The organism is Bizionia sp. (assembly GCF_048259285.1).
Classification (GTDB): Bacteria; Bacteroidota; Bacteroidia; order Flavobacteriales; family Flavobacteriaceae; genus Algorimicrobium; species Algorimicrobium hallyeonense.
The window spans coordinates 83,102-106,868 of record NZ_JBLXHU010000007.1 but is presented as its reverse complement, the minus strand read 5'-3'; the positions used below and the strand labels follow the sequence as shown (position 1 = coordinate 106,868).

General features: G+C 35.5%; 15 protein-coding genes. All 15 read left to right on the top strand.

Going from position 1 to position 23,767, the window contains the following annotated elements; all coding sequences use genetic code 11:
- The first annotated feature begins 8 nt into the window (after positions 1-8).
- The 15 genes from ACN0QX_RS05630 to cyoE all read left to right on the top strand — a co-directional run bounded on the left by ACN0QX_RS05630 (position 9) and on the right by cyoE (position 23,765).
- Complete coding sequence (locus ACN0QX_RS05630) at positions 9-1,373, top strand: quinol:cytochrome C oxidoreductase (protein WP_417195831.1); 1,365 nt, start codon at positions 9-11, stop codon at positions 1,371-1,373.
- A 26-nt stretch (positions 1,374-1,399) separates the two neighbouring features.
- A complete protein-coding gene (locus ACN0QX_RS05625) occupies positions 1,400-2,467 on the top strand; it encodes a cytochrome c oxidase subunit II (RefSeq protein WP_248397603.1) in 1,068 nt (355 codons plus the stop codon).
- Positions 2,468-2,503: 36 nt separating this feature from the next.
- On the top strand, positions 2,504-4,297 hold the full coding sequence (locus ACN0QX_RS05620; protein WP_248397605.1) for a cytochrome c oxidase subunit I: 1,794 nt from the start codon (positions 2,504-2,506) through the stop codon (positions 4,295-4,297).
- Positions 4,298-4,473: 176 nt separating this feature from the next.
- The gene (gene ruvB, locus ACN0QX_RS05615) at positions 4,474-5,496 is read left to right on the top strand and encodes a Holliday junction branch migration DNA helicase RuvB (RefSeq protein ID WP_417195830.1); all 1,023 of its coding nucleotides are present in this window, start codon (positions 4,474-4,476) and stop codon (positions 5,494-5,496) included.
- A 12-nt stretch (positions 5,497-5,508) separates the two neighbouring features.
- The gene (locus ACN0QX_RS05610; protein WP_417195829.1) at positions 5,509-6,843 is read left to right on the top strand and encodes a cytochrome P450; all 1,335 of its coding nucleotides are present in this window, start codon (positions 5,509-5,511) and stop codon (positions 6,841-6,843) included.
- 56 nt (positions 6,844-6,899) lie between these two features.
- Positions 6,900-7,823, top strand: a complete 924-nt coding sequence (queG, locus tag ACN0QX_RS05605) for a tRNA epoxyqueuosine(34) reductase QueG (protein WP_417195828.1) — start codon at positions 6,900-6,902, stop codon at positions 7,821-7,823.
- Positions 7,824-7,905: 82 nt separating this feature from the next.
- Positions 7,906-10,197 (top strand): NADP-dependent malic enzyme, encoded by a 2,292-nt coding sequence (locus tag ACN0QX_RS05600; RefSeq protein WP_248397613.1) that lies wholly within the window; start codon positions 7,906-7,908, stop codon positions 10,195-10,197.
- A gap of 69 nt (positions 10,198-10,266) precedes the next feature.
- Positions 10,267-10,848, top strand: coding sequence for a Holliday junction branch migration protein RuvA (ruvA, locus tag ACN0QX_RS05595; protein WP_248397615.1), 582 nt, complete (start codon positions 10,267-10,269; stop codon positions 10,846-10,848).
- A 6-nt stretch (positions 10,849-10,854) separates the two neighbouring features.
- A complete protein-coding gene (sprA, locus tag ACN0QX_RS05590) occupies positions 10,855-18,066 on the top strand; it encodes a cell surface protein SprA (protein ID WP_417195827.1) in 7,212 nt (2,403 codons plus the stop codon).
- A gap of 59 nt (positions 18,067-18,125) precedes the next feature.
- The gene (gene gcvH, locus ACN0QX_RS05585) at positions 18,126-18,506 is read left to right on the top strand and encodes a glycine cleavage system protein GcvH (protein WP_417195826.1); all 381 of its coding nucleotides are present in this window, start codon (positions 18,126-18,128) and stop codon (positions 18,504-18,506) included.
- Entirely contained in the window at positions 18,478-18,876 is a 399-nt protein-coding gene (locus ACN0QX_RS05580; protein WP_417195825.1) for a VanZ family protein, read from the top strand. The genes gcvH and ACN0QX_RS05580 overlap by 29 nt, the downstream gene beginning before the upstream one ends.
- 65 nt (positions 18,877-18,941) lie before the next feature.
- Complete coding sequence (locus ACN0QX_RS05575) at positions 18,942-19,661, top strand: energy transducer TonB (RefSeq protein ID WP_248397623.1); 720 nt, start codon at positions 18,942-18,944, stop codon at positions 19,659-19,661.
- A 136-nt stretch (positions 19,662-19,797) separates the two neighbouring features.
- Positions 19,798-20,592: an energy transducer TonB gene (locus ACN0QX_RS05570; RefSeq protein WP_417195824.1), complete on the top strand. Its 795-nt coding sequence runs from the start codon at positions 19,798-19,800 to the stop codon at positions 20,590-20,592.
- Positions 20,593-20,705: 113 nt separating this feature from the next.
- Positions 20,706-22,811, top strand: a complete 2,106-nt coding sequence (locus tag ACN0QX_RS05565) for a gliding motility protein RemB (protein WP_417195823.1) — start codon at positions 20,706-20,708, stop codon at positions 22,809-22,811.
- A gap of 60 nt (positions 22,812-22,871) precedes the next feature.
- Positions 22,872-23,765: a heme o synthase gene (gene cyoE / locus ACN0QX_RS05560; RefSeq protein ID WP_417195822.1), complete on the top strand. Its 894-nt coding sequence runs from the start codon at positions 22,872-22,874 to the stop codon at positions 23,763-23,765.
- Positions 23,766-23,767 lie beyond the last annotated feature (2 nt).

Here is a 23,767-nt window from a genome sequence, read left to right as displayed (position 1 = left end):
ATATAGATATGTACACATTCTCAAATAGATTAAAGACATTTTCTATTGCCCTGATTATAATTGGAGCAATAGGTGTTGTTTATGGTTTTATGACATCTCATAAATCTTTTGAAGACGTTGAAACGATGTTGGCTGCAGAAGCTGCACATGGTGGAGGACACGGAGAAGAGGCTGGACACGAAGTCGCTACAACACATGATATGACTACCGAAACGGCTGCCCACGGTGACGCTTCAGAAAGTCATGTGGACGAACACAAAAAACATGTAGAACATGTACAACATCAAATGGCAAACAGACCTTGGTCTGCATTGTATGTTGCGGCATTTTTCTTCTTTATGATTGCGTTAGGTGTTTTGGCTTTTTATGCAATTCAGTTTGCATCTCAAGCGGGTTGGTCACCAGTTCTCTATAGAGTCATGGAAGGACTTACAGCTTATGTGTTACCAGGTGGTTTAATTGTATTAGCTGTTGCAGTAGCATCAGGTACAATTGGTCATTACAACTTATTTATATGGATGGATCCAGAGGTGGTAGCTCAAGATAAATTAATTCAAGGAAAAGAAAGTTATTTAAACTTACCTTGGTTTATTATTAGAGGCTTAATATTTATTGCGGGATGGAGTTTATACAGACATTTTGCGCGTAAATTTTCAATCGCTCAGGATCAGGCAGAACCAGGTGATAATCGTAATTTTAAAAAATCATTTCGTATTGCCGCTGCATTCCTAGTATTTTATATTTATACAGAATCAATAATGTCTTGGGACTGGATAATGAGTGTGGACCCACACTGGTTTAGTACCTTGTTTGGATGGTATGTTTTTGCTAGTATGTTTGTAAGTGGTATTACCGTTATTGCTTTAATGTCTATTTACTTAAAATCTAGAGGGTACTTACCGTTTGTAAACGATAGTCATCTACACGATTTAGCCAAGTTTATGTTTGGTATTAGTATTTTCTGGACATACTTATGGTTCTCACAGTTTATGCTAATCTGGTATTCAAATATTCCAGAAGAGGTAACATACTTTGTAACAAGATTCCAAGATTACCAATTGCCATTTTTAGGAATGGTAGCTATGAATTTTATTTTCCCATTATTACTTTTAATGAATAGTGATTACAAACGTATTCCATGGTTTGTTGTTATGGGTGGTATTGTTATCTTAGCAGGTCATTATTTAGATATATTTGTAATGATTATGCCAGCAACAGTTGGTGACAGATGGTTTATTGGAATTCCTGAAATAAGTGCTATTTTGTTATTTGCTGGTTTGTTTATGTTAGTCGTATTTACGTCATTAACAAAAGCACCACTATTAGCAAAAGGAAATCCATTTATGAAAGAAAGTGAACATTTCCATTATTAAAAATTAATTAAAGTAGAGAAAAGACAATGACAGCTTTTTTAACAATTATAATAGTTCTTTTTATTGCTATTGCTATTTGGCAAATGGTAAAAATATTTGATCTGGCACAAGTAGGTGTAACGGATAATCAAGTAGCAAATGAGACAGATAATAAAATGAATGCGTATTTAATGATAGGTTTTCTAATCTTCATTTATGCTATCACAATCGTTTGTTTCGTTCTATGGGGTGATTTACCATTAATGTCTAATTCAGCATCTGAACACGGATCTGAAATTGATAACTTAATGATTATCTCTATGATCGTTATCTTTATCGTTCAAACTATCACACAATTCTTATTACACTTTTTTGCTTATAAGTACCGTGGAGAAAAAGGTAAAAAAGCATTATACTATGCGGATAATAATACATTAGAAGCTATTTGGACTATTATTCCTGTTATTGTTTTAGCGGGATTAATTATCTATGGTTTATTTACTTGGACCAGTATTATGAATGTTAATGAAGATGACGACCCTTTAATTGTCGAACTATATGCACAACAGTTTAACTGGAAAGCGCGATATGGAGGAAACGATAATACACTTGGAAAAGCCAATGTACGTTTAATTGATATTGATAAAGCAAACATTTTAGGAGTAGATGAATCAGATCCAAATGCTCAAGATGATGTTATTACTTCAGAATTGCATTTACCTGTAGGTAGACCGGTATTAATTAAAATGCGTTCACAGGATGTTCTGCATTCAGCTTATATGCCACACTTTAGAGCGCAAATGAACTGTGTTCCAGGTATGATTACGCAATTTGGTTTTACACCAACAGTTACAACAGCTGATATGAGGTTAACACCAGAAATGATTAAAAAGGTGGACAACATTAATGAAATTCGTGAAGAAAAAAATAAAGAATTAGCAGCTAAAGGTGAAGCACCTTTGGATCCTTACGAATTTGATTATCTAGTATTATGTAACAAAATTTGCGGTAAGTCACATTACAACATGCAAATGAAAATAGTAGTAGAAACCCAAGAAGAATACGACGCTTGGATGGCAGAACAAAAAGAATTTAAAGATTCTTTAATTAAGTAAATAAAAACGGTTTTAAAAAAAAGCATATAGAAGATTATGTCAACACACGCAGATACTCACGCTCACGACGACGATCACGGACATCATCATAAGGAAACGTTCATGACTAAATACATTTTTAGTCAGGACCATAAAATGATTGCGAAGCAGTACCTTATTACAGGTACACTTATGGGAATTATAGGAGTTTTAATGTCTATCATGTTCCGTATTCAAATTGCTTGGCCAGAAGAACCTAATGTGTTATTTGAAGCTTTACTAGGTAAGTGGGCTCCAGGTGGTGTTATGGATGCTGATATTTATTTAGCATTAGTAACTATTCATGGTACTATTATGGTATTCTTTGTACTGACAGCGGGTTTAAGTGGAACTTTTAGTAACCTGTTAATTCCATTGCAAATTGGTGCACGAGATATGGCGTCAGGTTTCCTAAACATGGTTTCCTACTGGTTATTTTTCTTATCAAGTATCTTAATGGTTTGCTCTTTGTTTGTAGAAGCAGGACCTGCAGCTGCGGGTTGGACAATATATCCACCACTATCCGCATTGCCAATGGCACAAGGTGGTTCCGGAATGGGTATGACAATCTGGTTAATATCTATGGCTATCTTTATTGCTTCCTCGTTATTAGGATCATTAAATTACGTAGTTACAGTTATTAATTTACGTACTAAAGGCATGTCCATGACGCGCTTACCATTAACAATTTGGGCGTTCTTTGTAACGGCTATCATCGGTATCGTATCATTCCCTGTATTATTTGCAGCGGCTTTATTATTAATAATGGATAGAAGTTTTGGAACATCATTCTTCTTATCAGATATATTTATCCAAGGTGAAGTGTTACATTATCAAGGTGGATCACCAGTGTTATTTGAACACTTATTTTGGTTCCTAGGACACCCAGAAGTGTATATTGTAATTCTTCCTGCTATGGGATTAGTTTCTGAAATTATGGCAACCAACTCACGTAAACCTATCTTTGGTTATCGTGCCATGATTGCTTCCATTTTAGCAATTGCATTCCTATCAACTATTGTTTGGGGACACCATATGTTTGTATCTGGTATGAACCCGTTCTTAGGATCAGTATTTACATTTACAACACTATTAATTGCTATCCCTTCGGCCGTTAAAGCCTTTAACTGGATAACCACAATTTGGAAAGGAAATATTCAAATGAATACAGCCATGCTGTTTTCTATAGGGTTTGTTTCTACATTTATATCTGGTGGTTTAACAGGTATTATTCTAGGTGATAGTGCTTTAGATATTAACGTTCATGATACATACTTCGTAATTGCGCATTTCCACTTGGTAATGGGTATATCAGCATTGTATGGTATGTTTGCAGGTATTTATCATTGGTATCCAAAAATGTTTGGACGCATGATGAACAAAAAAATGGGATATATCCACTTTTGGATAACAGCTATTTGTGCTTACGGTGTTTTCTTCCCAATGCACTTTATTGGAATGGCAGGTTTACCAAGACGTTATTATACGAACTCGGCGTTTCCATTATTTGATGATTTAGCAAATGTGAATGTGGTCATTACAATCTTCGCTATTATTGGTGGAATTGTACAGATTGTTTATTTATATAATTTCTTTGCTAGTATGTTTTATGGTAAGAAAGCAGAACAAAATCCATGGAAATCTACTACTTTAGAGTGGACTGCTCCAGTAAAACATATTCATGGAAACTGGCCAGGTGCTATTCCACATGTTTACCGTTGGCCTTATGATTACAGTAAGCCAGGTCACGATGTCGATTTTGTGCCTCAAAACGTTCCGTTATTGGAAGGTGAAGAAGAGTTACATCACTAAACAATTCCCTTTTAAAAAGGGAGCTCATAATAACATTTATCATATCAAAGCCTTTCTATTAATTTAGAAAGGCTTTTTAGTTTTTTGATATAAATGTATTGTACACTTCGTATATTTGTTTATGAAGTTTTAATTTTGATTAATAAATACGATTCCCCTTTTCATGGGAACTGAACATGAACGAAAACCTAGATCCTACAAACGAAAATTTTTCACCGGAAGAAAATGACGTCGAGAAAAAGTTAAGACCGTTATCATTTGATGACTTTACAGGTCAAGATCAAGTATTGGAAAATCTTCAAATATTTGTTCAAGCCGCTAAAGGTCGGGAAGAAGCTTTGGACCATACCTTATTTCACGGACCTCCAGGATTAGGAAAAACTACTTTAGCCCATATTTTGGCTAGCGAATTAGGCGTGAGTATTAAAGTTACATCAGGACCTGTTTTAGATAAACCAGGCGATTTAGCTGGACTACTTACCAACCTAGATGAACGCGATGTGCTATTTATTGATGAAATCCATCGGTTAAGTCCTATTGTGGAGGAATACTTGTATTCGGCTATGGAAGACTATAAAATCGATATTATGATTGAGTCTGGACCAAATGCTAGAACTGTTCAGATAAATCTAAACCCCTTTACCTTAATTGGTGCTACAACACGTTCCGGATTATTAACAGCGCCAATGCGTGCGCGTTTTGGAATCCAAAGTCGTTTACAGTATTATAACACGGAATTATTAACGACCATCGTGCAAAGAAGTGCTTCTATTTTAAACGTTCCCATTTCTATGGAAGCTGCTGTTGAAATAGCCGGAAGAAGCCGTGGAACACCGCGTATTGCTAACGCATTACTGCGTCGTGTTCGTGACTTTGCGCAAATTAAAGGAAATGGTAATATTGATATTAATATTGCGCGTTTCGCTTTGGAAGCTTTACATGTAGATGCGCATGGTTTAGACGAAATGGACAATAAAATCTTAACAACCATAATTGATAAGTTTAAAGGTGGTCCTGTTGGAATTACAACATTAGCAACAGCCGTTAGTGAAAGTGCTGAAACAATTGAGGAAGTATATGAACCCTTTTTAATTCAACAAGGCTTCATCATGCGGACACCGCGTGGTCGTGAAGTTACGGAACAAGCCTATAAACATTTAGGACGGGTAAAAGGGCCTACTCAAGGCGGACTATTCTAATAATTCTTAATTTTGAAATCTAAAAAGCAAATACCGACGGTTCCATTAAGTAAATTCATTGGTAATTCTCTGGAGATTCTCAAAAACCCCCTACCTTTTCATCATAAGAATTTTACCGAACAAGGCGATGTTTTCCGATTAAAAATTGGCTTTTCAAATAGCGTTGTTTTTGTTCGCAATGCTGCCTTTGCCGAATATGTGTTGCAAACCAATCAAAAGAATTATAAAAAATCTAAAATCCAAACCGAAGATTTAGTCAAATATGTTGGCAAAGGATTGTTGACAGCTGAAGGTGAACATTGGAAAAAGCAACGAAAACTTATTCAGCCTGCTTTTCATAAGAAGCAATTACAATTGCTTTTAGATAGTATAAAAAACGCCATTCTTTCGGAATATAGAAAGATTGAACCGAATCAGGTTATGGATGTGTTCCCCATTTTAAATGATTTAGCATTTCAAACCGTTGTAAAATCATTATTCAGTAGTGCAGCCAATCAAGAAGATATTAATCGCCTGCAATATATTACGGAAGCTGCTCAAAAAATGCTGGTTAAAGAATTACGTCAACCGTATTTAGGTTGGTGGTTTACATGGAGTGGCGAAATTGAAAAGCATCTAAAATTAACGGACGAAGCACGCCAAATATTAAAGCGAATTGTTGCCGAACGTCGCGAATCACAAGTAAAAGAAAACGATTTGTTGGATATGCTTTTGGATGCCAAATATGATGATGGCAATTCCATGGAAGAAGAACAGTTGATTGATGAAATTTTAATTTTATTTACAGCCGGACATGAAACCACCTCCAATGCGCTCACATTTACAACACAATTGCTCGCATTACATCCAGAATGGCAAGAACAAATTTATAACGAACGGGTAGAAATACAAGAACAAAGCAGCGACTTAATGAATTTGGTTACACAATCTAAAATCTGTCAGCAAGTTGTTGAAGAAGCCATGCGTTTGTATCCACCGGTTTATTTTATAGATCGCGTAAATATAGAAGCAGATAGTTTTAATGAATTGGACTTTGAAGCAGGATCTAATTTGTTGTTTTCGGTTTATGAAATGCATCGTCATCCCGATTTATGGGAACAACCAAACCATTTTAATCCCGAACGTTTTAGTGAGGGGAGCAGGAAATTCTCATCGCAATATTTCCCTTTTGGAGCAGGACCACGAAAATGTATTGGAAACAATTTTGCTATGTTTGAAATGATTATTGCCATTTCAGAATTAACAGCTATGTATAAAATTTATCCGCAATTTGATACGATTGATATTACACCATTAATCACGCTAAAACCTAAAAACGCTTTGCTTACATTTGAAAGACGTTCATAACTAAAATATAAATTTTTAAGCATAAAGCTAACTAATCATAAAGCTAAAACCAGTAAGTGACCAATACATCCAAATACAGTCAGATTATAAAAACGGAAGCCAAACGCCTCGGGTTTTTGTCTTGTGGCATCAGTCAAGCTGGTTTTTTGGAAACAGAAGCTCCACGTTTGGAAACTTGGCTGAACAAAAACATGAATGGCAACATGTCCTACATGGAAAATCATTTTGATAAACGCCTCGATCCAACCAAACTTGTGGAAGGTTCTAAATCTGTTATTTCACTATTGCTGAATTATTATCCTTCTGAAACCCAATCAGAAGAGACTTACAAAATCTCTAAATACGCATATGGTAATGATTACCATCACGTTATTAAATCGAAATTAAAAGAATTAACGCATTTCATTCAAGATGAAATAGGTGACATAAACGGAAGAGCTTTTGTAGATTCGGCGCCAGTTTTAGATAAAGCTTGGGCCGCAAAATCCGGTTTGGGATGGATTGGGAAACACTCCAATTTATTAACGCAGCAAGTGGGTTCTTTTTATTTTATAGCTGAACTTATTATCGATTTAGAATTGGAATATGATACCGTTACCACGGATCATTGTGGTACCTGTACCAAATGTATTGATGCGTGCCCAACACAAGCCATTACGGAACCCTATGTGGTAGATGGCAGTAAATGTATTTCCTATTTTACCATTGAGTTAAAAGAAAATATTCCAACCGAATTTAAAGGTCAGTTTAACGACTGGATGTTTGGTTGCGATATTTGCCAAGACGTTTGTCCATGGAATCGGTTTTCAAAAGCACATAGCGAGCCGCTTTTCAATCCACACCCTGAATTATTGGATATGACCAAAAAAGATTGGGAAGAAATTACCGAGGACACGTTCCGTAAAGTATTTCAAAAATCGGCTGTAAAGCGAACCAAATTTTCAGGACTTACCCGAAATATTGATTTTTTAAAGGATTAGAACGCCATTAAAGTCTCCATCTTTTTTATACTTCTTTTATTCCTAAACTTGTACCTTTGTAAGTCCGATAAAATATTTATATATGAGTAAGCAAAGCAGAAGAAGAGAAGCCTTAGTATATCATGCCAAACCAACACCTGGTAAAATAAAAGTCGTACCAACAAAAAAATACGCCAGTCAGCGGGATTTATCATTAGCCTATTCACCGGGAGTTGCAGAGCCTTGTTTGGAAATAGCCAAAGATATAGATAACGTTTATAAATATACCACCAAAGGAAATTTGGTAGCGGTAATTTCCAATGGAACAGCCGTTTTAGGACTTGGAAATATTGGTCCGGAAGCGTCCAAGCCCGTAATGGAAGGTAAAGGTCTCCTCTTTAAGATATTTGCCGATATTGATGTGTTTGATATTGAAGTGGATACCGAAGATGTTGAAACATTCATTCAAACCGTGAAAATGATTGCACCCACTTTTGGTGGTATCAATTTAGAAGATATTAAAGCGCCTGAAGCCTTTGAAATAGAACGCAGACTAAAAGCCGAATTGGACATTCCAGTCATGCATGACGATCAACATGGAACGGCAATTATTTCAGCTGCCGCTTTATTGAATGCTCTAGAACTTGCTGAAAAAAACATAAAAGATGTTCAGATAGTTATTAGTGGCGCTGGTGCAGCTGCTATTTCTTGCTCACGATTATACCAAGCATTTGGAGCATCACGTGAAAACATGGTTATGCTGGATAGTAAAGGTGTTATTCGCAAAGATCGTGAAACCTTAACACCTGAAAAAGCAGAGTTTGCAACCCATAGAAAAATAGACACGATTGAAGAAGCTATGAACAATGCCGATGTATTTATCGGACTTTCTACTTCAGATATTGTTTCACCAGATATGCTGTTATCTATGGCAGACAATCCTATTGTTTTTGCCATGGCAAATCCAGATCCAGAAATACAATACGATATAGCCATTGCTACGCGTAAAGATATTATCATGGCAACTGGTAGAAGTGATCATCCTAATCAGGTGAACAATGTGCTTGGATTTCCATTTATTTTTAGAGGCGCGTTAGATGTTCGGGCTACTAAAATCAACGAAGAAATGAAAATGGCGGCTGTTATAGCATTGGCCAATTTAGCTAAAGAACCTGTTCCAGAGCAGGTGAATATTGCTTATGGTGAAACACGACTAACATTTGGCCGCGATTATATTATTCCAAAACCTTTTGATCCACGATTAATTTCTCAAGTACCACCAGCAGTAGCCAAAGCAGCTATAGAAAGTGGTGTGGCTAAAAACCCAATTACCGATTGGGATAAATACGAAAATGACCTTTTAGAACGTTCTGGTTCGGATAATAAAATTGTACGATTACTTTTAAATCGCGCTAAATTAAACCCGAAACGTGTGGTGTATGCGGAAGCCGATCATTTAGATGTTTTGAAAGCGGCTCAAATAGCACATGACGAAGGAATTGCCATGCCTATTTTATTAGGAAGACGTTCCGTAATTGAAAAACTAAAAGAAGAAATTGAATTCGATGCCGATGTGCCTATTATCGATCCGAAATCTGATGAAGAAGAGGAGCGCTTAAAAGCCTATGCAAAAGTATATTGGCAACAACGCAAACGTAAGGGTGTTACGTTGTATTCAGCCGAGAAAATGATGCGTGAGCGTAACTATTTTGCGGCTATGATGGTCAATGAAGGTGATGCTGATGCGTTAATTTCTGGATTTTCAAGAAGTTATCCGTCCGTTGTAAAACCTATGTTAGAATTAATTGGTTTGGCACCAGGTTCTACACGAGTGGCAACAACAAATGTAATGATGACACAACGAGGACCGCTATTCTTAAGTGATACGGCTATTAACATCAATCCATCGGCTAGCGATTTAACTAAAATAGCCCAAATGACAGCAGGTGTCGTTAAAATGTTTGGTATGGAACCTGTAATGGCCATGATTTCATATTCAAATTTTGGTTCATCAAAAAATCAAACGGCAACCAAAGTTGGTGAAGCCGTAGCATATTTACACAAAAGACATCCTAATTTATTGGTAGATGGTGAATTGCAAGCCGATTTCGCATTAAATAGTGAAATGCTTCAAGACACCTTCCCATTTTCAAAACTAGCAGGGAAAAAAGTAAATACCCTTATTTTTCCAAATTTAGAATCTGGAAATATTACCTATAAGCTATTGAAAGAATTGAACCAAGCAGACTCCATTGGGCCAATAATGATGGGTATGCGTAAACCCGTTCATATTCTACAATTAGATGCTAGTGTAGACGAAATTGTGAACATGACAGCCATTGCCGTTATTGATGCACAGCAAAAAGAAAAATTAGCAGAAGCACAAAATGGGTGATTCGGTTAGTAAACACCTTTGTTTTGAAAATAATTTTATTACATTTGAGAGTTAATAGAATGTTAATTAATGATTACACATATTCAAGGAAGACTTGTTGAAAAAAGGCCAACAGACGTTGTAATAGACTGCAATGGTGTTGGCTATCATTTAAATATATCACTGCATACTTTTTCGCAAATACCAGAGGGTGAAAATCTTAAGCTGTATACGCATCTTCAAGTTAAGGAGGATTCGCATACCTTGTTTGGCTTTTCATCACTCGCTGAACGTGAAATATTCCGCATGCTTTTATCAGTTAGTGGTATTGGTGCCAGTACCGCGCGTACTATGTTGTCTTCTTTAACACCTGTGCAAGTTCGCGAAGGAATTGCAGTTGGTGATGTAGCATTAATACAATCTATAAAAGGTATTGGAGCCAAGACGGCTCAACGTGTTATTTTAGATTTGAAAGATAAAATTTTGAAAGTCTATGATATTGATGAAAATTCAACAGCACAAAGCAATACAAATAAAGATGAAGCGTTATCTGCTTTAGAAGTTTTGGGTTTTACCAAGAAACAGTCCGAACGCGTTATAGACAAGTTTTTAAGTCAAGAGCCACAAGCAAATGTCGAAACCATTATTAAGCAAGCGCTAAAAAATTTATAATAGATTTTGAATACAACCAACCCTAATTTATATAAATCCTTAAAAAATTACGTACTTGTTGCCAGTGCGCTTTTGTGTTCCGTATTAGCCTGGTCGCAAACAGAACCTGTAGAACAAGATTCAACACAAACCGGGTTTAATTTTGGCAATATGCAAATGCCAAATCCGTCGAGTATTGAATCTAAATATAAATATGATCCCATAACGGATCGTTATATTTATACAGAAACAGTAGGCGAATTCAATATTAACTATCCCATAATTTTAACACCAGAAGAGTATCAGGATTTAATAGTAAGGCAAAGTTTAAAATCGTATTACAAACAAAAAATTGATGCTTTTGATGGTGTCAAAGAAGGTAGCGAGGAAGAACAGAAAAATTTATTACCTGAATTTTATATCAATTCCGGTTTTTTCGAAACTATTTTTGGAAGTAATACTATTGAGGTTATTCCACAGGGTTCGGTAGAAATGGATTTAGGTGTTTTATTTACCAAACAAGATAATCCAGCCTTTTCACCCAGAAATAGAAGTAGTTTCACATTTGATTTTGATCAGCGTATCAGCTTAAGTTTACTCGGTAAAGTAGGAACAAGGTTGCAAGTAACAGCTAATTATGATACCGAATCCACCTTCGATTTTCAAAATTTAATCAAATTAGAATACACACCAACTGAGGATGATATTATTCAGAAAATAGAAGTTGGTAATGTTAGTATGCCACTAAATAGTTCCTTAATTACAGGAGCACAAAGTTTATTTGGTGTTAAAACACAATTACAATTTGGAAGAACAACCATTACTGGAGTGTTCTCTGAACAACGTTCAGACAGGCGAACCGTAGTTGCTCAAGGAGGTGGAACGCTAGAAGAATTTGATTTCTTTGCGCGCGATTATGATGAAAACCGTCACTTCTTTTTAGCGCACTACTTTAGAGATAAATACGATGACGCTTTAGCTAATTATCCGTTTATTAATACCAATGTTCAAATTACCCGTATTGAAGTTTGGGTTACCAATAGAACCAATCGAACGGAAAATGTTCGAAATATTGTCGCACTTCAGGATTTAGGGGAATCAAATCCAAATCCAGCCGCTAATGATGTTTTATTAAACCCTATTCCTCCCGGATTTTTAAATGCAGGACCTAATGCATTTCCTGATAACGGAAATAACGATTATGATCCTACAGCCATTGGTTCTGGGTCTGTTTTAAATGATAATATTCGTGACATTGCAACCGCTCAACAGGGTTTTGGAAGTCTTTCAAGTGTTGTTAATGAAGGTTCTGATTATGCGAAATTAGAAAATGCCAGAAAGTTAACGGAAGGTCAAGAATATACTGTTGATACGCAATTAGGTTATATTTCCTTAAATCAACGCTTAAATAATGACGAAGTTGTAGCTGTAGCCTTCCAATATACCGTTGGCGGACAAGTATATCAAGTTGGTGAATTTGCCAATGGAGGTGTAGATCCAACCGGAATTGATAATTCTGGGCCTATTACAACGGTTACAAATAGTACGTTAGTTTTAAAATTATTAAAAAGTCCAATTACAAATGTGCAACAGCCTATTTGGGACTTAATGATGAAAAATATTTATGATACAGGCGCGTATCAATTGAGTCAAGAGGATTTTAAATTGAATATTTTTTATAGTGAGGCTTCACCATTAAATTTTATTTCCCCTGTTGCTGGAACACCATTTCCAGATTTTGAAGGGAATCCTATTCAGGAAACCACGTTATTACGATTATTTAATTTAGACCGCTTAAACTTTAATAATGATCCGCAAACTAATGGTGACGGATTTTTCGATTTTGTACCGGGAATTACTGTTTTACCACAAAATGGTAAAATTGTTTTTACAAAAGTAGAACCATTTGGTGAATATTTATTTAACACCTTATCATTATCCAATGCAGAAGATTATAACAATGATTTAACCTATAATGCTAACCAGGCAAAATATGTTTATGATGTATTATATAAGCAAACCAAGGCAGCAGCTTTAGAAGAAGCTGATAAGAACAAGTTTTTATTAAAAGGACGTTACAAATCTGAGGGTGGTGATGGCATTCCAATTGGAGCATTTAATGTGCCTCGTGGTTCGGTTACCGTTACGGCAGGTGGTAGAACGTTAGTGGAAGGTGTAGATTATACCGTAAACTATGGTGCAGGAACGGTTCAAATTTTAGATGAAGCCTTAAAAGCGTCCAATACACCTATTCAAGTTTCAACGGAAAACAATGCGGTTTTTGGCCAGCAAACAAAACGTTTTACGGGTGTAAATGTGGAACATAAGTTTAATGAAAACTTTGTTATTGGTGGTACCTGGTTGCACTTAAACGAACGACCTATTACGCAAAAGGCAAATTACAGTCAAGAGCCTATTAATAATCATATTTTCGGATTTAATGGAAACTACTCTACTGAAGTGCCATTTTTAACCCGTTTAGTAAATAAGCTTCCAAATATTGATACAGATGTTATGTCCAACGTATCGGTTCGTGGTGAGTTTGCTTATTTAGCACCAGGTTCTCCAAAAGGCACTGATTTTCAAGGTGAAGCCACTTCGTACGTGGATGATTTTGAAGGATCGCAAAATAACATCGATTTAAAATCACCACAATCGTGGTTTCTATCTAGTAGACCTCGTGGTATAAACGGTAACAACGATGACCAAAACGGTATTGCTCAAGGTTTTGATCGTGCCATGCTAAACTGGTATACTATTGATCCTATTTTCTATAGCAACAGAAGTCCAGATGGGATTACAGATGATGATATTTCTGATTTATTTACCAGTCGCGTATTTATAAATGAATTGTTTCCAGCCCAAGATATCGCGCAAGGTCAAACAACCGTTCTTTATACTTTGGATTTAGCATACTATCCAACAGAACGTGGTCCTTATAATTTCCAGACAAACAATGTTGATATTCCAAATGGCACTTTAACCAATCCGCAAGACAGTTGGGCAGGGATTACAAGAGGATTAACCTCTACAGATTTTGAACAAGCAAACGTTGAGTATATTGAATTTTGGTTACAAGATCCATTTCAAGAAAATACGACTAATCCAGGAGGTAAACTGGTATTTAATTTAGGTAATATCTCTGAAGACGTTGTTAAAGACGGTCGTAAATTATATGAAAATGGCTTACCAATTGACGGGAACGTTATTGGCGTTTTACCGCAATCGCCTTCTTGGAATACGGTTTATCCGCAAAATCAGTCCTTAATTTATGCCTTTGATACAACTGGAGACGAACGTACTAATCAAGATGTTGGTTATGATGGTTTGAGTGATGATGATGAACGCGCAGTTTTTACAGATTATTCGGCCTTACCGGATCCAGCAAATGACAATTATTCCTACTTTTTAAACGTAGATGGTGATATTTTTCAACGCTATAAAAATTATAATGGTGTAGATGGTAACTCACCAGACACGTTTTCCGATACCAATCGTGGTTCTACAACCCAACCAGATGTTGAAGATGTAAACCGAGATAATACCATGAATACCATAGATAGTTATTATGAGTATGAATTGGATATTAAGCCAGGCGATTTAAATATTAACAATCCATACATTGTTGATATTAAAGAAAATCAAATTAGAAGTCTACCAAACGGACAAACGGTGGTGCCAAAGTGGTATCAATTTAGAATCCCGGTTGATGATATTGATAGAACAGCAATAGGAGGAATTTCCGATTTACGTTCCATTCGTTTTGCTAGAATGTTTTTAAAAGAATTTACCGAGAAAACAGTATTGCGTTTTGGAACATTAGATTTAGTGCGTAGCGAATGGCGTCGTTATTCACAAACATTAGATACCGATGAAGGTGATCCCTCTTTAGATAACACCGAATTTTCAGTAGGAGTTGTTAGTACGTTAAAAAATGATGGTAGTTACCAGTCGCCTCCAGGTGTAGATCCAGAAGAGCTTTTTAATAATAATACAGTAGTTAGACAGAATGAACAATCTTTATTATTAGATGTTTGTGGGTTGGAATCTGAAGATGGACGTGCTGTATTTAAAAATATAAATGTGGATATGCGTCAGTACAAACGGTTACGTATGTACATGCACGCAGAGGAAGGTGATCAGCCAGGATTAAATGATGATGATTTATTTGGTTTTATTAGAATGGGTAATGATTTAACTCAAAACTATTATGAAATCATGGTACCTCTTAAAGTCTCACAAGGCTTTTCAAGAGAAGCCCTTTGGCCAGAAGCCAATCAAATAAATTTACCATTAGAATTACTTCAAGATATAAAATCAAAATCCATAGCAGCTGGAAATATTAGCAGTCTAAATCCAACCTATTATGAGGTTATTGGAGAACAATTAAGTGCCGCAGCTGTCAATCAGTACGATCCATTGCCTGTTGGAATTGGCGATGCCGATAATTATCACCGTATCGCTATTGTTGGTAATCCAAATTTTGGCGATATCCGAACTTTAATGGTTGGTGTTAAAAACAGATCTGCACTTAACAAATGTGCCGTTGTTTGGCTTAACGAATTGCGTTTATCAGATATGGATAGCGAAGGTGGTTGGGCAGCCGTTTTAAGTATGGATTCTAATATAGCAGATTTTGCTAGTGTTAGTGCAACTGGACGTAAAAGTACATCAGGGTTTGGAAGTATAGAACAAGGCCCTCAAGAACGGAGTCGTGAAGATGTTCAGCAGTATGATATAGTAACCAATGTTAATGTTGGTCAGTTACTGCCTGAAAAATGGGGTATTCAAATACCATTTAATTATGGTGTTGGTGAAGAACGCATTACTCCTAAGTATGATGAATTTTATCGGGATATAGAATTGCAAACGCAACTGGATAATAATGTAGATCAAGATTCTATTTTAAATGTCAACGAAAATTTCACCAAACGAAAGAGTATTAATTTCATCGGAGTTCGTAAAATTAGAACCGGGGAATCTGCACCTCGTTTTTATGATGTGGAAAACTTTACCGTTAATTACTCCTTCAATAAAGTAGAACATCGCGATTTTGAAATTGAAAGTGCGGTTGATAAAAATGTAAGAACAGGTGTTAATTACGCCTATAATTTTGCGCCATTAAGTATAGAGCCTTTCAAAAAGAATGATTCCTTATTTATGGGTAAATATTGGAAAATCTTAAAAGACTTTAATATTAATCCTGTACCTGCAAGTTTTACGGTAAATTCTAATATTAATAGGCAGTTTAACAAACAGAAGTTTAGAGAGATAGATTTAGGAGGTGGAAATATTGGTCTTCAAGAATTGTACAGACGTAATTATACTTTTGATTTTGGTTACACCGTAAACTACAATTTAACCAAGTCCTTAACTATGAATTTCACGGCGTCTAACGTGAATATTGTTCGGAATTATTTCAAAAACAATATTCGTAATGGAGAACAAGATCCAAGTTTAGATGTTTGGGATGGTTTCTTTGATGTGGGGGATCCAAACACACAGTATCAACAATTAGGTGTTAATTATGAAATACCAATAAACAAAATCCCAACCTTTGCGTTTATTGATGCCACCTATTCCTATAGTGGCGAATTCCAATGGCAAAAAGGATCAGATTTATTTGGCGATTTGGAAGTGGACGGTATAACCTACGATTTAGGAAATACCATTTCCAATGCCAATCAGCACAATCTAAACACAACGTTCAATATGAACAAATTGTATAATTATGTTGGGTTGAAAAAGAAAACCATTCGTAAAACGGCCGCTAACAGTCGTGATGTAAAAAGAACGCCAACACCTCCAGGCCAAGAGAGTCTAGCAAAAGATGGCCCAGTAGCAGATGCTAAAAAAGTATCTAAAAACAATACGGGAACCAAGCTTTTAAATACAGGAATTGGCATTGTTACAGCAGTTAAACGTATTCAGTTTAATTATGCCGAAACTAGTGGTACATATTTACCAGGATATTTACAAACTCCAGGATTTATTGGTACTTTAAAACCAACAGCTGGCTTTACATTTGGTAGTCAAAATGATGTTAGAAATATGGCAGCAAGACGTGGTTGGTTAACCTTATATCCTGATTTTAATGATCAGTATCGTGTAAATAAAACACGTCAATTGGATTTTTCTGCAAATATTGAACCTTTCAATGACCTGAAAATTGATATTGTGGGTAACAGAATGTACTCGGAAAACTATACTGAAAATTACCGTGTGAATGATTTAGGGAGTGAATTAGAGTATGAATCCTTAACGCCAAATGCCTTTGGAAACTTTAATATTTCTACTGTATTAATAAAAACAGCATTCACTGCAAGTGATGAAACCCAATCGCAAACATTCAATGAGTTCAGGTCCAACCGATTAAAAGTAGCTAACAGATTAGCCCAAGAATTTTACGGTAATTCTGGCTATGCAGTAGATGCAGAAGGCTATCCGGTAGGATTTGGTAAAAACAGTCAGGCTGTCTTGTTACCATCCTTCTTATCAGCTTATTCCGGTCAGAAAGCTGAAAAAGTTTCATTGAGTGCTTTCAGGGATGTGCCAATTCCAAACTGGGATATTAAGTACACAGGATTAATGAATTTAAAATGGTTTAAAGATAAATTTAAACGTTTTTCTATTGTTCATGGTTACCGTTCTAATTATACTATTAACCAATTCCGTTCCAATTTAGATTACGATGCTGATAACCCAACAGCGGTGGATCAGAGTGGAAATTTCAAGAACGAAAAACTATACAGTAATATTAACTTAAGCGAAATGTTTAGCCCGCTATTCCGTATTGATATGGAAATGAAAAGCTCAATTAAAATTTTGCTTGAAATGAAAAAAGACCGACTTCTTTCATTGAGTTTCGATAATAATTTAATGACAGAAATTCAAGGAAATGAATATATTGTAGGATTGGGTTACCGCATTAAAGATGTTCGAATTAAAACAAAACTAGCAGGACCGAAAAAACGTATTGTTAGCGATTTGAATATGAAAGCAGATGTTTCCGTACGTGATAACAAAACTATTATTAGGTATTTAGATTTGGATAATAACCAAATTACATCTGGTCAGACCATCTGGTCATTAAAATTTTCAACAGATTATGCGTTTAGTAAAAATCTAACTGGAATTTTTTACTTTGATTATGCTTTTTCCGAATACGCAATTTCAACTGCATTCCCACAGACTACTATTCGTTCAGGAATTACTTTAAGATATACATTTGGTAATTAATGCGTATTAGTTTGAAAATATAAAGCGAATAAATACATTTGTAAAAAAATATAATAATTATGAATATTCCAGCCGAATTAAAATATACAAAAGACCACGAGTGGGTTAAGTTAGAAGGAGATGTTGTAACCATAGGTATTACAGATTTTGCACAAAGCGAATTAGGTGATATTGTTTATGTTGAAGTGGAAACTGTAGACGATACATTAGACGCAGATGAGATTTTTGGTTCTGTGGAAGCTGTAAAAACAGTATCTGATTTATTCTTACCAGTAGCTGGTGAAATCATTGAGTTTAATGAAGCTTTAGAGGATGCTCCAGAAACGGTAAATTCAGATCCTTATGGCGCAGGCTGGATGATTAAAGTTAAATGTTCTAACGTATCAGATGTAGACGGACTTATGACTGCAGATGAATATAAAGAACTTATTGGTGCTTAAAAAGTACGTCTTATTAATTTCTATTGGCTATACCGTTTCGCTATTGGCGTTAAGTTTATTGACATTAGATTTTGATAAGATTGAGGATTTAGTGCCATCATTTAGTGATAAGATTTTCCATTTCGGAGCGTATGCACTATTAACTCTGGTTTGGTTTTATACCCTTACCGTCCATTTCAATTTTACAAAAATTAAAGCTTTACTCATTGTAACCTCTGCTAGTATTGCATTTGGTACAATTATTGAAGTGTTACAAAAAGAATTAACAAACACGCGTACTTTTGATTGGTATGATGTTACAGCAAATATGGGAGGTGTCGTTATTGCGGCTTCTATAGTGCTCTTCTACAAAAAAAGTGACGTTAAATAATATTAATCGTTTGTTTAATTACCAATTTATTGGTTATTTTAGCAAGCAGTAATAAATAGATAACTATGGAACCTAAAAAAAATCCGAAAGCAAACGTTGGTAGAAACAGCTCACTGTTCTTTGCCATTGGTTTAGCATTAATGTTGTTTTTAACAAACTATGCTATTAACTATAAAACCTATGATAAAGAATTGATAGATATCGGTACTTTAGATATGGGAGAAGAGTTGGAAGAAGAAGTTCCAATTACTGAAACCATTGCTACGCCACCACCACCACCGCCACCACCTGCAGCGCCAGAAGTGATTGAGATTGTGGAAGATGATGAAGAGGTTGAAGAAACCGTAATCGAATCAACGGAAACAAGTCAAGAAGAAGAAATTGTTGAAATTGAAGAGGTTGAAGTAGAAGAGGTAGAGGAAATAGAGGAAGTTCCGTTTGCAGTTATTGAAAATGTGCCTGTTTTCCCAGGTTGTGAAAGTGGAAACAATGAAGCTAAAAAAGCCTGTATGAATAAAAAGATGAATGATTTCATCGCGAAAAAATTCAACACAGATTTAGCGCAAGAATTGGGATTATCCGGAATTCAACAAATTCGCGTTTTCTTTAAAATTGATAAAAATGGTGATATTGTAGATGTAAAAGCAAGAGCACCGCACCCAAGTTTAGAAAAAGAAGCTATGCGTGTAATTGGTTTGTTACCTAAAATGAAGCCAGGAAAACAACGTGGAAAAGCGGTAAGAGTACCTTACTATTTACCAATAAAGTTCCAAGTTCAAGATTAAGCAAAACAGCTTTTTTATATAAAATTAAAATCCCGTTACTATTTTAGTAACGGGATTTCTTTTTTGGTATGCTTATTGCTTTTTTAACATAATATTAACTTGCTTGCCATTAGGCAGGCATCTAAACTGTAGTATTATGAACTTTTTAAACAAAAAGAAAGTCAACACTCTGCAAAGTGTTCCTTCCGTAAAAAAACATCATAAGCATGATGTAAATTTACAAAAAAACGCAACCATTTACTTTCAGGTGGGTGTAATTCTCTGTCTGCTGGTTGCGTATGGCTTGTTGGAAATGAGTTTTCAAACGGTGGACCGAACGCTTCCAGAAATGGGGGTTGTAAATGAACCACCCACTGAATTTTCCATGAATAGTTATCAGGTTTACAAAGAACCTGTGGACGAACCCCTTGTTGAAAATAAGAGAGCACCAACCGATTCGCCCGTTATAGATGTAATAAAAAATACGGATCCAACAACAGAAACTACAGAAACCTTTTTAAGTTCGGACACCTCCAATGCATCACCAGATTTGACTTCTAGTGATATTCATCTCGTTGATTTACCCGAAGATCCCATCAATATAATGTTGGTAGAAAAAGTGCCAGTTTTTCCCGGTTGTGAGTCAGCAACTAACAATGAACAACGTCGTGCATGCTTAAATGCGAAAGTAAAGAGCTTTGTAAAAGACCAATTTAATACAGAAAAAGGGCAAGCAATTGGTTTACAAGGCGTGCAGAAAATATATGTCAATTTTAAAATCACTAAAAATGGTGATATTGAAATCTTAAAAACACGAGCACCACATGTAAATTTGGAAGAAGAAGCGCAGCGTGTTGTAAATAAACTCCCTAAAATGAAACCAGCACAACATGGTAATAAAAGTGTAGATGTGCTTTATACCCTGCCCATTGCATTTAAAGTAGAATACTAATTGCCATAATTTATGTATAGGAATGCCGTTATTATAGAAGCTATGATAACGGCTTTTTTATAGGCGTATTATTAAAAAAATAGTATCTTTCAACACTCATAAATCCATACTTAATGAACATAAAGAACTCCTGTATTATTCTGCTTCTTTTACTTCAATGTAGCATTTTTGCACAAACAAATAAATTTTACGAAAAACCACCCGTTTTTCCAGATTGTGAATCGGAAGATATCCATACGCTTCAAACCTGTTTTGATAATCAAGTTTTTAATAATGTATTTAACAACTTTAAAGTTCCTGATGTAGTTTCGGAAGAAAACTATCGGGGTGATGTGGTTATTTTATTCGAAGTTGATAAAGAAGGAACTTTCAGAGTTATTTATGTAGATGCGATTTATGCGGAACTGAAGGATGAAGCCAAACGTGTTTTTGATGCGTTTCCAAAAATTAAACCAGCAACCTACAATGGCAATCCAACTTTCAAACAGTATTCTTTCGCTTTAAAAATTCCATTGGTGCAACAAACTGTTGTTACCAAAGATTTGTCAAAAGATGAAGAAATGGCCGAATTAGAACGTGGTGCTAAACAGGAATATGATAGTGTAAACGCTAATTTAAAACCGTTTTCTAATAAGGAATATACCAGTCAATTAAACATTCCCTTTACGCATGAATATTATTCGCGTTTTGGAAGAAATATTAATTTAGTAGGAACAAACAGTCATACAAGTTCTAAACCTTATATGTATGAAGATGTTTCAAAATATTACGATTTTGAAGCAGAAAAGGACGCTTTGGCGAAAACCAAATCCTCATTTGCGGGACGAAAACTTTGGAATGAACGTCTAGTTCGTGTGGAAGGAAAGGACTATTGGTTTGCTGTAGATCCTATTTTCGATTTTCAAGTTGGAAAAGATACCGAAGCCGATTTCAGTTCAACCTATAATAATACACGAGGTGTAAACATTCAAGGAGGTTTAGGAAAAAAGTTTAGTTTTTATGCGTCTGTCTTTGAAAGTCAAGGGCGTTTTGCAGAATATTATAATCAGTATGCCGAATCTATTAAGGCAGCAGATGAAGTTGCTATTATCCCTGGACGAGGTATAGCAAAACGTTTTAAAAAAGACTCTTATGATTATCCCGTGGCCGAAGCATATGTGTCTTTTACACCTGTGAATTTTTTTAATGTTCAATTCGGTCAAGGTAAAAACTTCATTGGTGATGGTTATCGCTCATTATTTACGAGTGATGTAGCTAGTCCAAATCCGTTTTTAAAGTTAAATACCACGTTTTGGAAAATAAAATACACCAATACATGGATGTGGTTAAAAGATTCAAGACCAGATGTAATTGATCCGGAAGGTGCGTATTTAAGCAAATATATGGCAACGCATTTTTTAAGTTGGAATGCTACCAAGCGTTTAAATATTGGCTTTTTTGAATCGGTTATTTGGGCAAAATCTGATAATCGCGGATTTGATGTTAGTTATTTAAACCCTATTATTTTTTACCGTGCCATTGAGTTTGAAACCGGGCAAGATGCTGGAAATGCTGTTATGGGATTATCCGCTAAATACAAGCTTAATGATAATATGAACCTATATGGTCAGTTTATTTTAGATGAATTTTCCTTATCCGATATGACTGGTGGAAATAAAAGCTGGAAGAATAAATACGGCTATCAATTAGGAATAAAATATTATGAAGCCTTTAAAGTAAAAAACCTAATGTTACAGGCAGAATATAATCGTGTGCGTCCTTATACGTATTCTCATAATACGGTTGTGTTAAACTATGGACATAACAATCAAAGTATGGCGCACCTTTGGGGCGCTAATTTTAGCGAATTGGTATTAATTGGCCGTTACCATTATAAACGTTGGTTTGGAAATGCTAAACTGGTAATGGGTGAGCGTGGTATGGACTTTAATAATGGTGTAGATAACTTTAGTTATGGAGGTGATATTTACCGCGACTATAACGAAAGACCTTATGATAATGGTGTTACCGTAGGACAAGGAAACAAGTCAACGACTATGTTTGCTAATTTGCAAGCGGGTTATTTAATAAATCCAGCAACAAATTTAAAGTTGTTTGCAGATGTTACTTTCAGGAACTTTAATCCAGATACCGCAAATGCAACAACTTTTAAAAGTAATACGGCTTGGTTTAATATCGGAATTCGAACGGATTTATTTAATTGGTATTTTGATTTGTAGAATTAACTTTTCAAGGTATCTTTGCACTCGCAATAAACGCGTAAAAAGCAACCCATTACTTTGAGTAAGCAAGCCACTTTACCGGTTAAACATTCTATACTTTCTGATTTTAAAGAAATCACGAAAATGCGCTTATCATTAAGCGTCGTATTTTCTTCAATTGCAGGTTATCTTTTAGGTGCCGAAACAGTCGACTTTACAACACTTTTTCTGTTAGCTTTAGGTGGTTACTTTATGGTAGGTGCTTCCAACGCATTCAATCAAATTATTGAAAAAGATTTGGACGCCTTAATGGATCGTACAAAAAACAGACCTGTTGCGGCTGGACGTATGTCTGTAAATGTTGCGTTTACAATTGCTTGTCTTTTTACTGTTTTAGGAATTGGCATATTGTATTCAATCAATCAGCAAACAGCCATGTTTGGAGCCATCTCCATCTTTTTATATACCTGTGTTTACACACCTTTAAAAACAAAAACGCCTTTATCTGTTTTTGTTGGAGCTATTCCTGGAGCTATTCCATTTATGTTGGGTTGGGTAGCTGCAACAAACGACTTTGGTATTGAACCAGGGACCTTATTCGCCGTGCAGTTTTTTTGGCAGTTCCCACATTTTTGGGCTATTGGGTGGTTTTTATTTGACGATTATAAAAAAGGGGGGTTTTTCATGCTCCCAACTGGAAATCAGGATAAAGGTACAGCCAAACAAACCATTATGTACACGGTGTGGACCTTGTTGGTGTCCATTGTCCCGGTATTTGGCTTTACAGGAAAATTACAATTGTCTGTAGTGGCAGCTGTAATTGTTTTCATATTAGGATTAGGCATGTTGTATTATGCTATTCAACTTTATAAAAAAATGAGTGTACAAGCAGCTAAGGAACTTATGTTATCAAGTGTGTTGTACATAACCTTATTACAAATAGTCTACGTTGTAGACAAATTTATTAGATAACC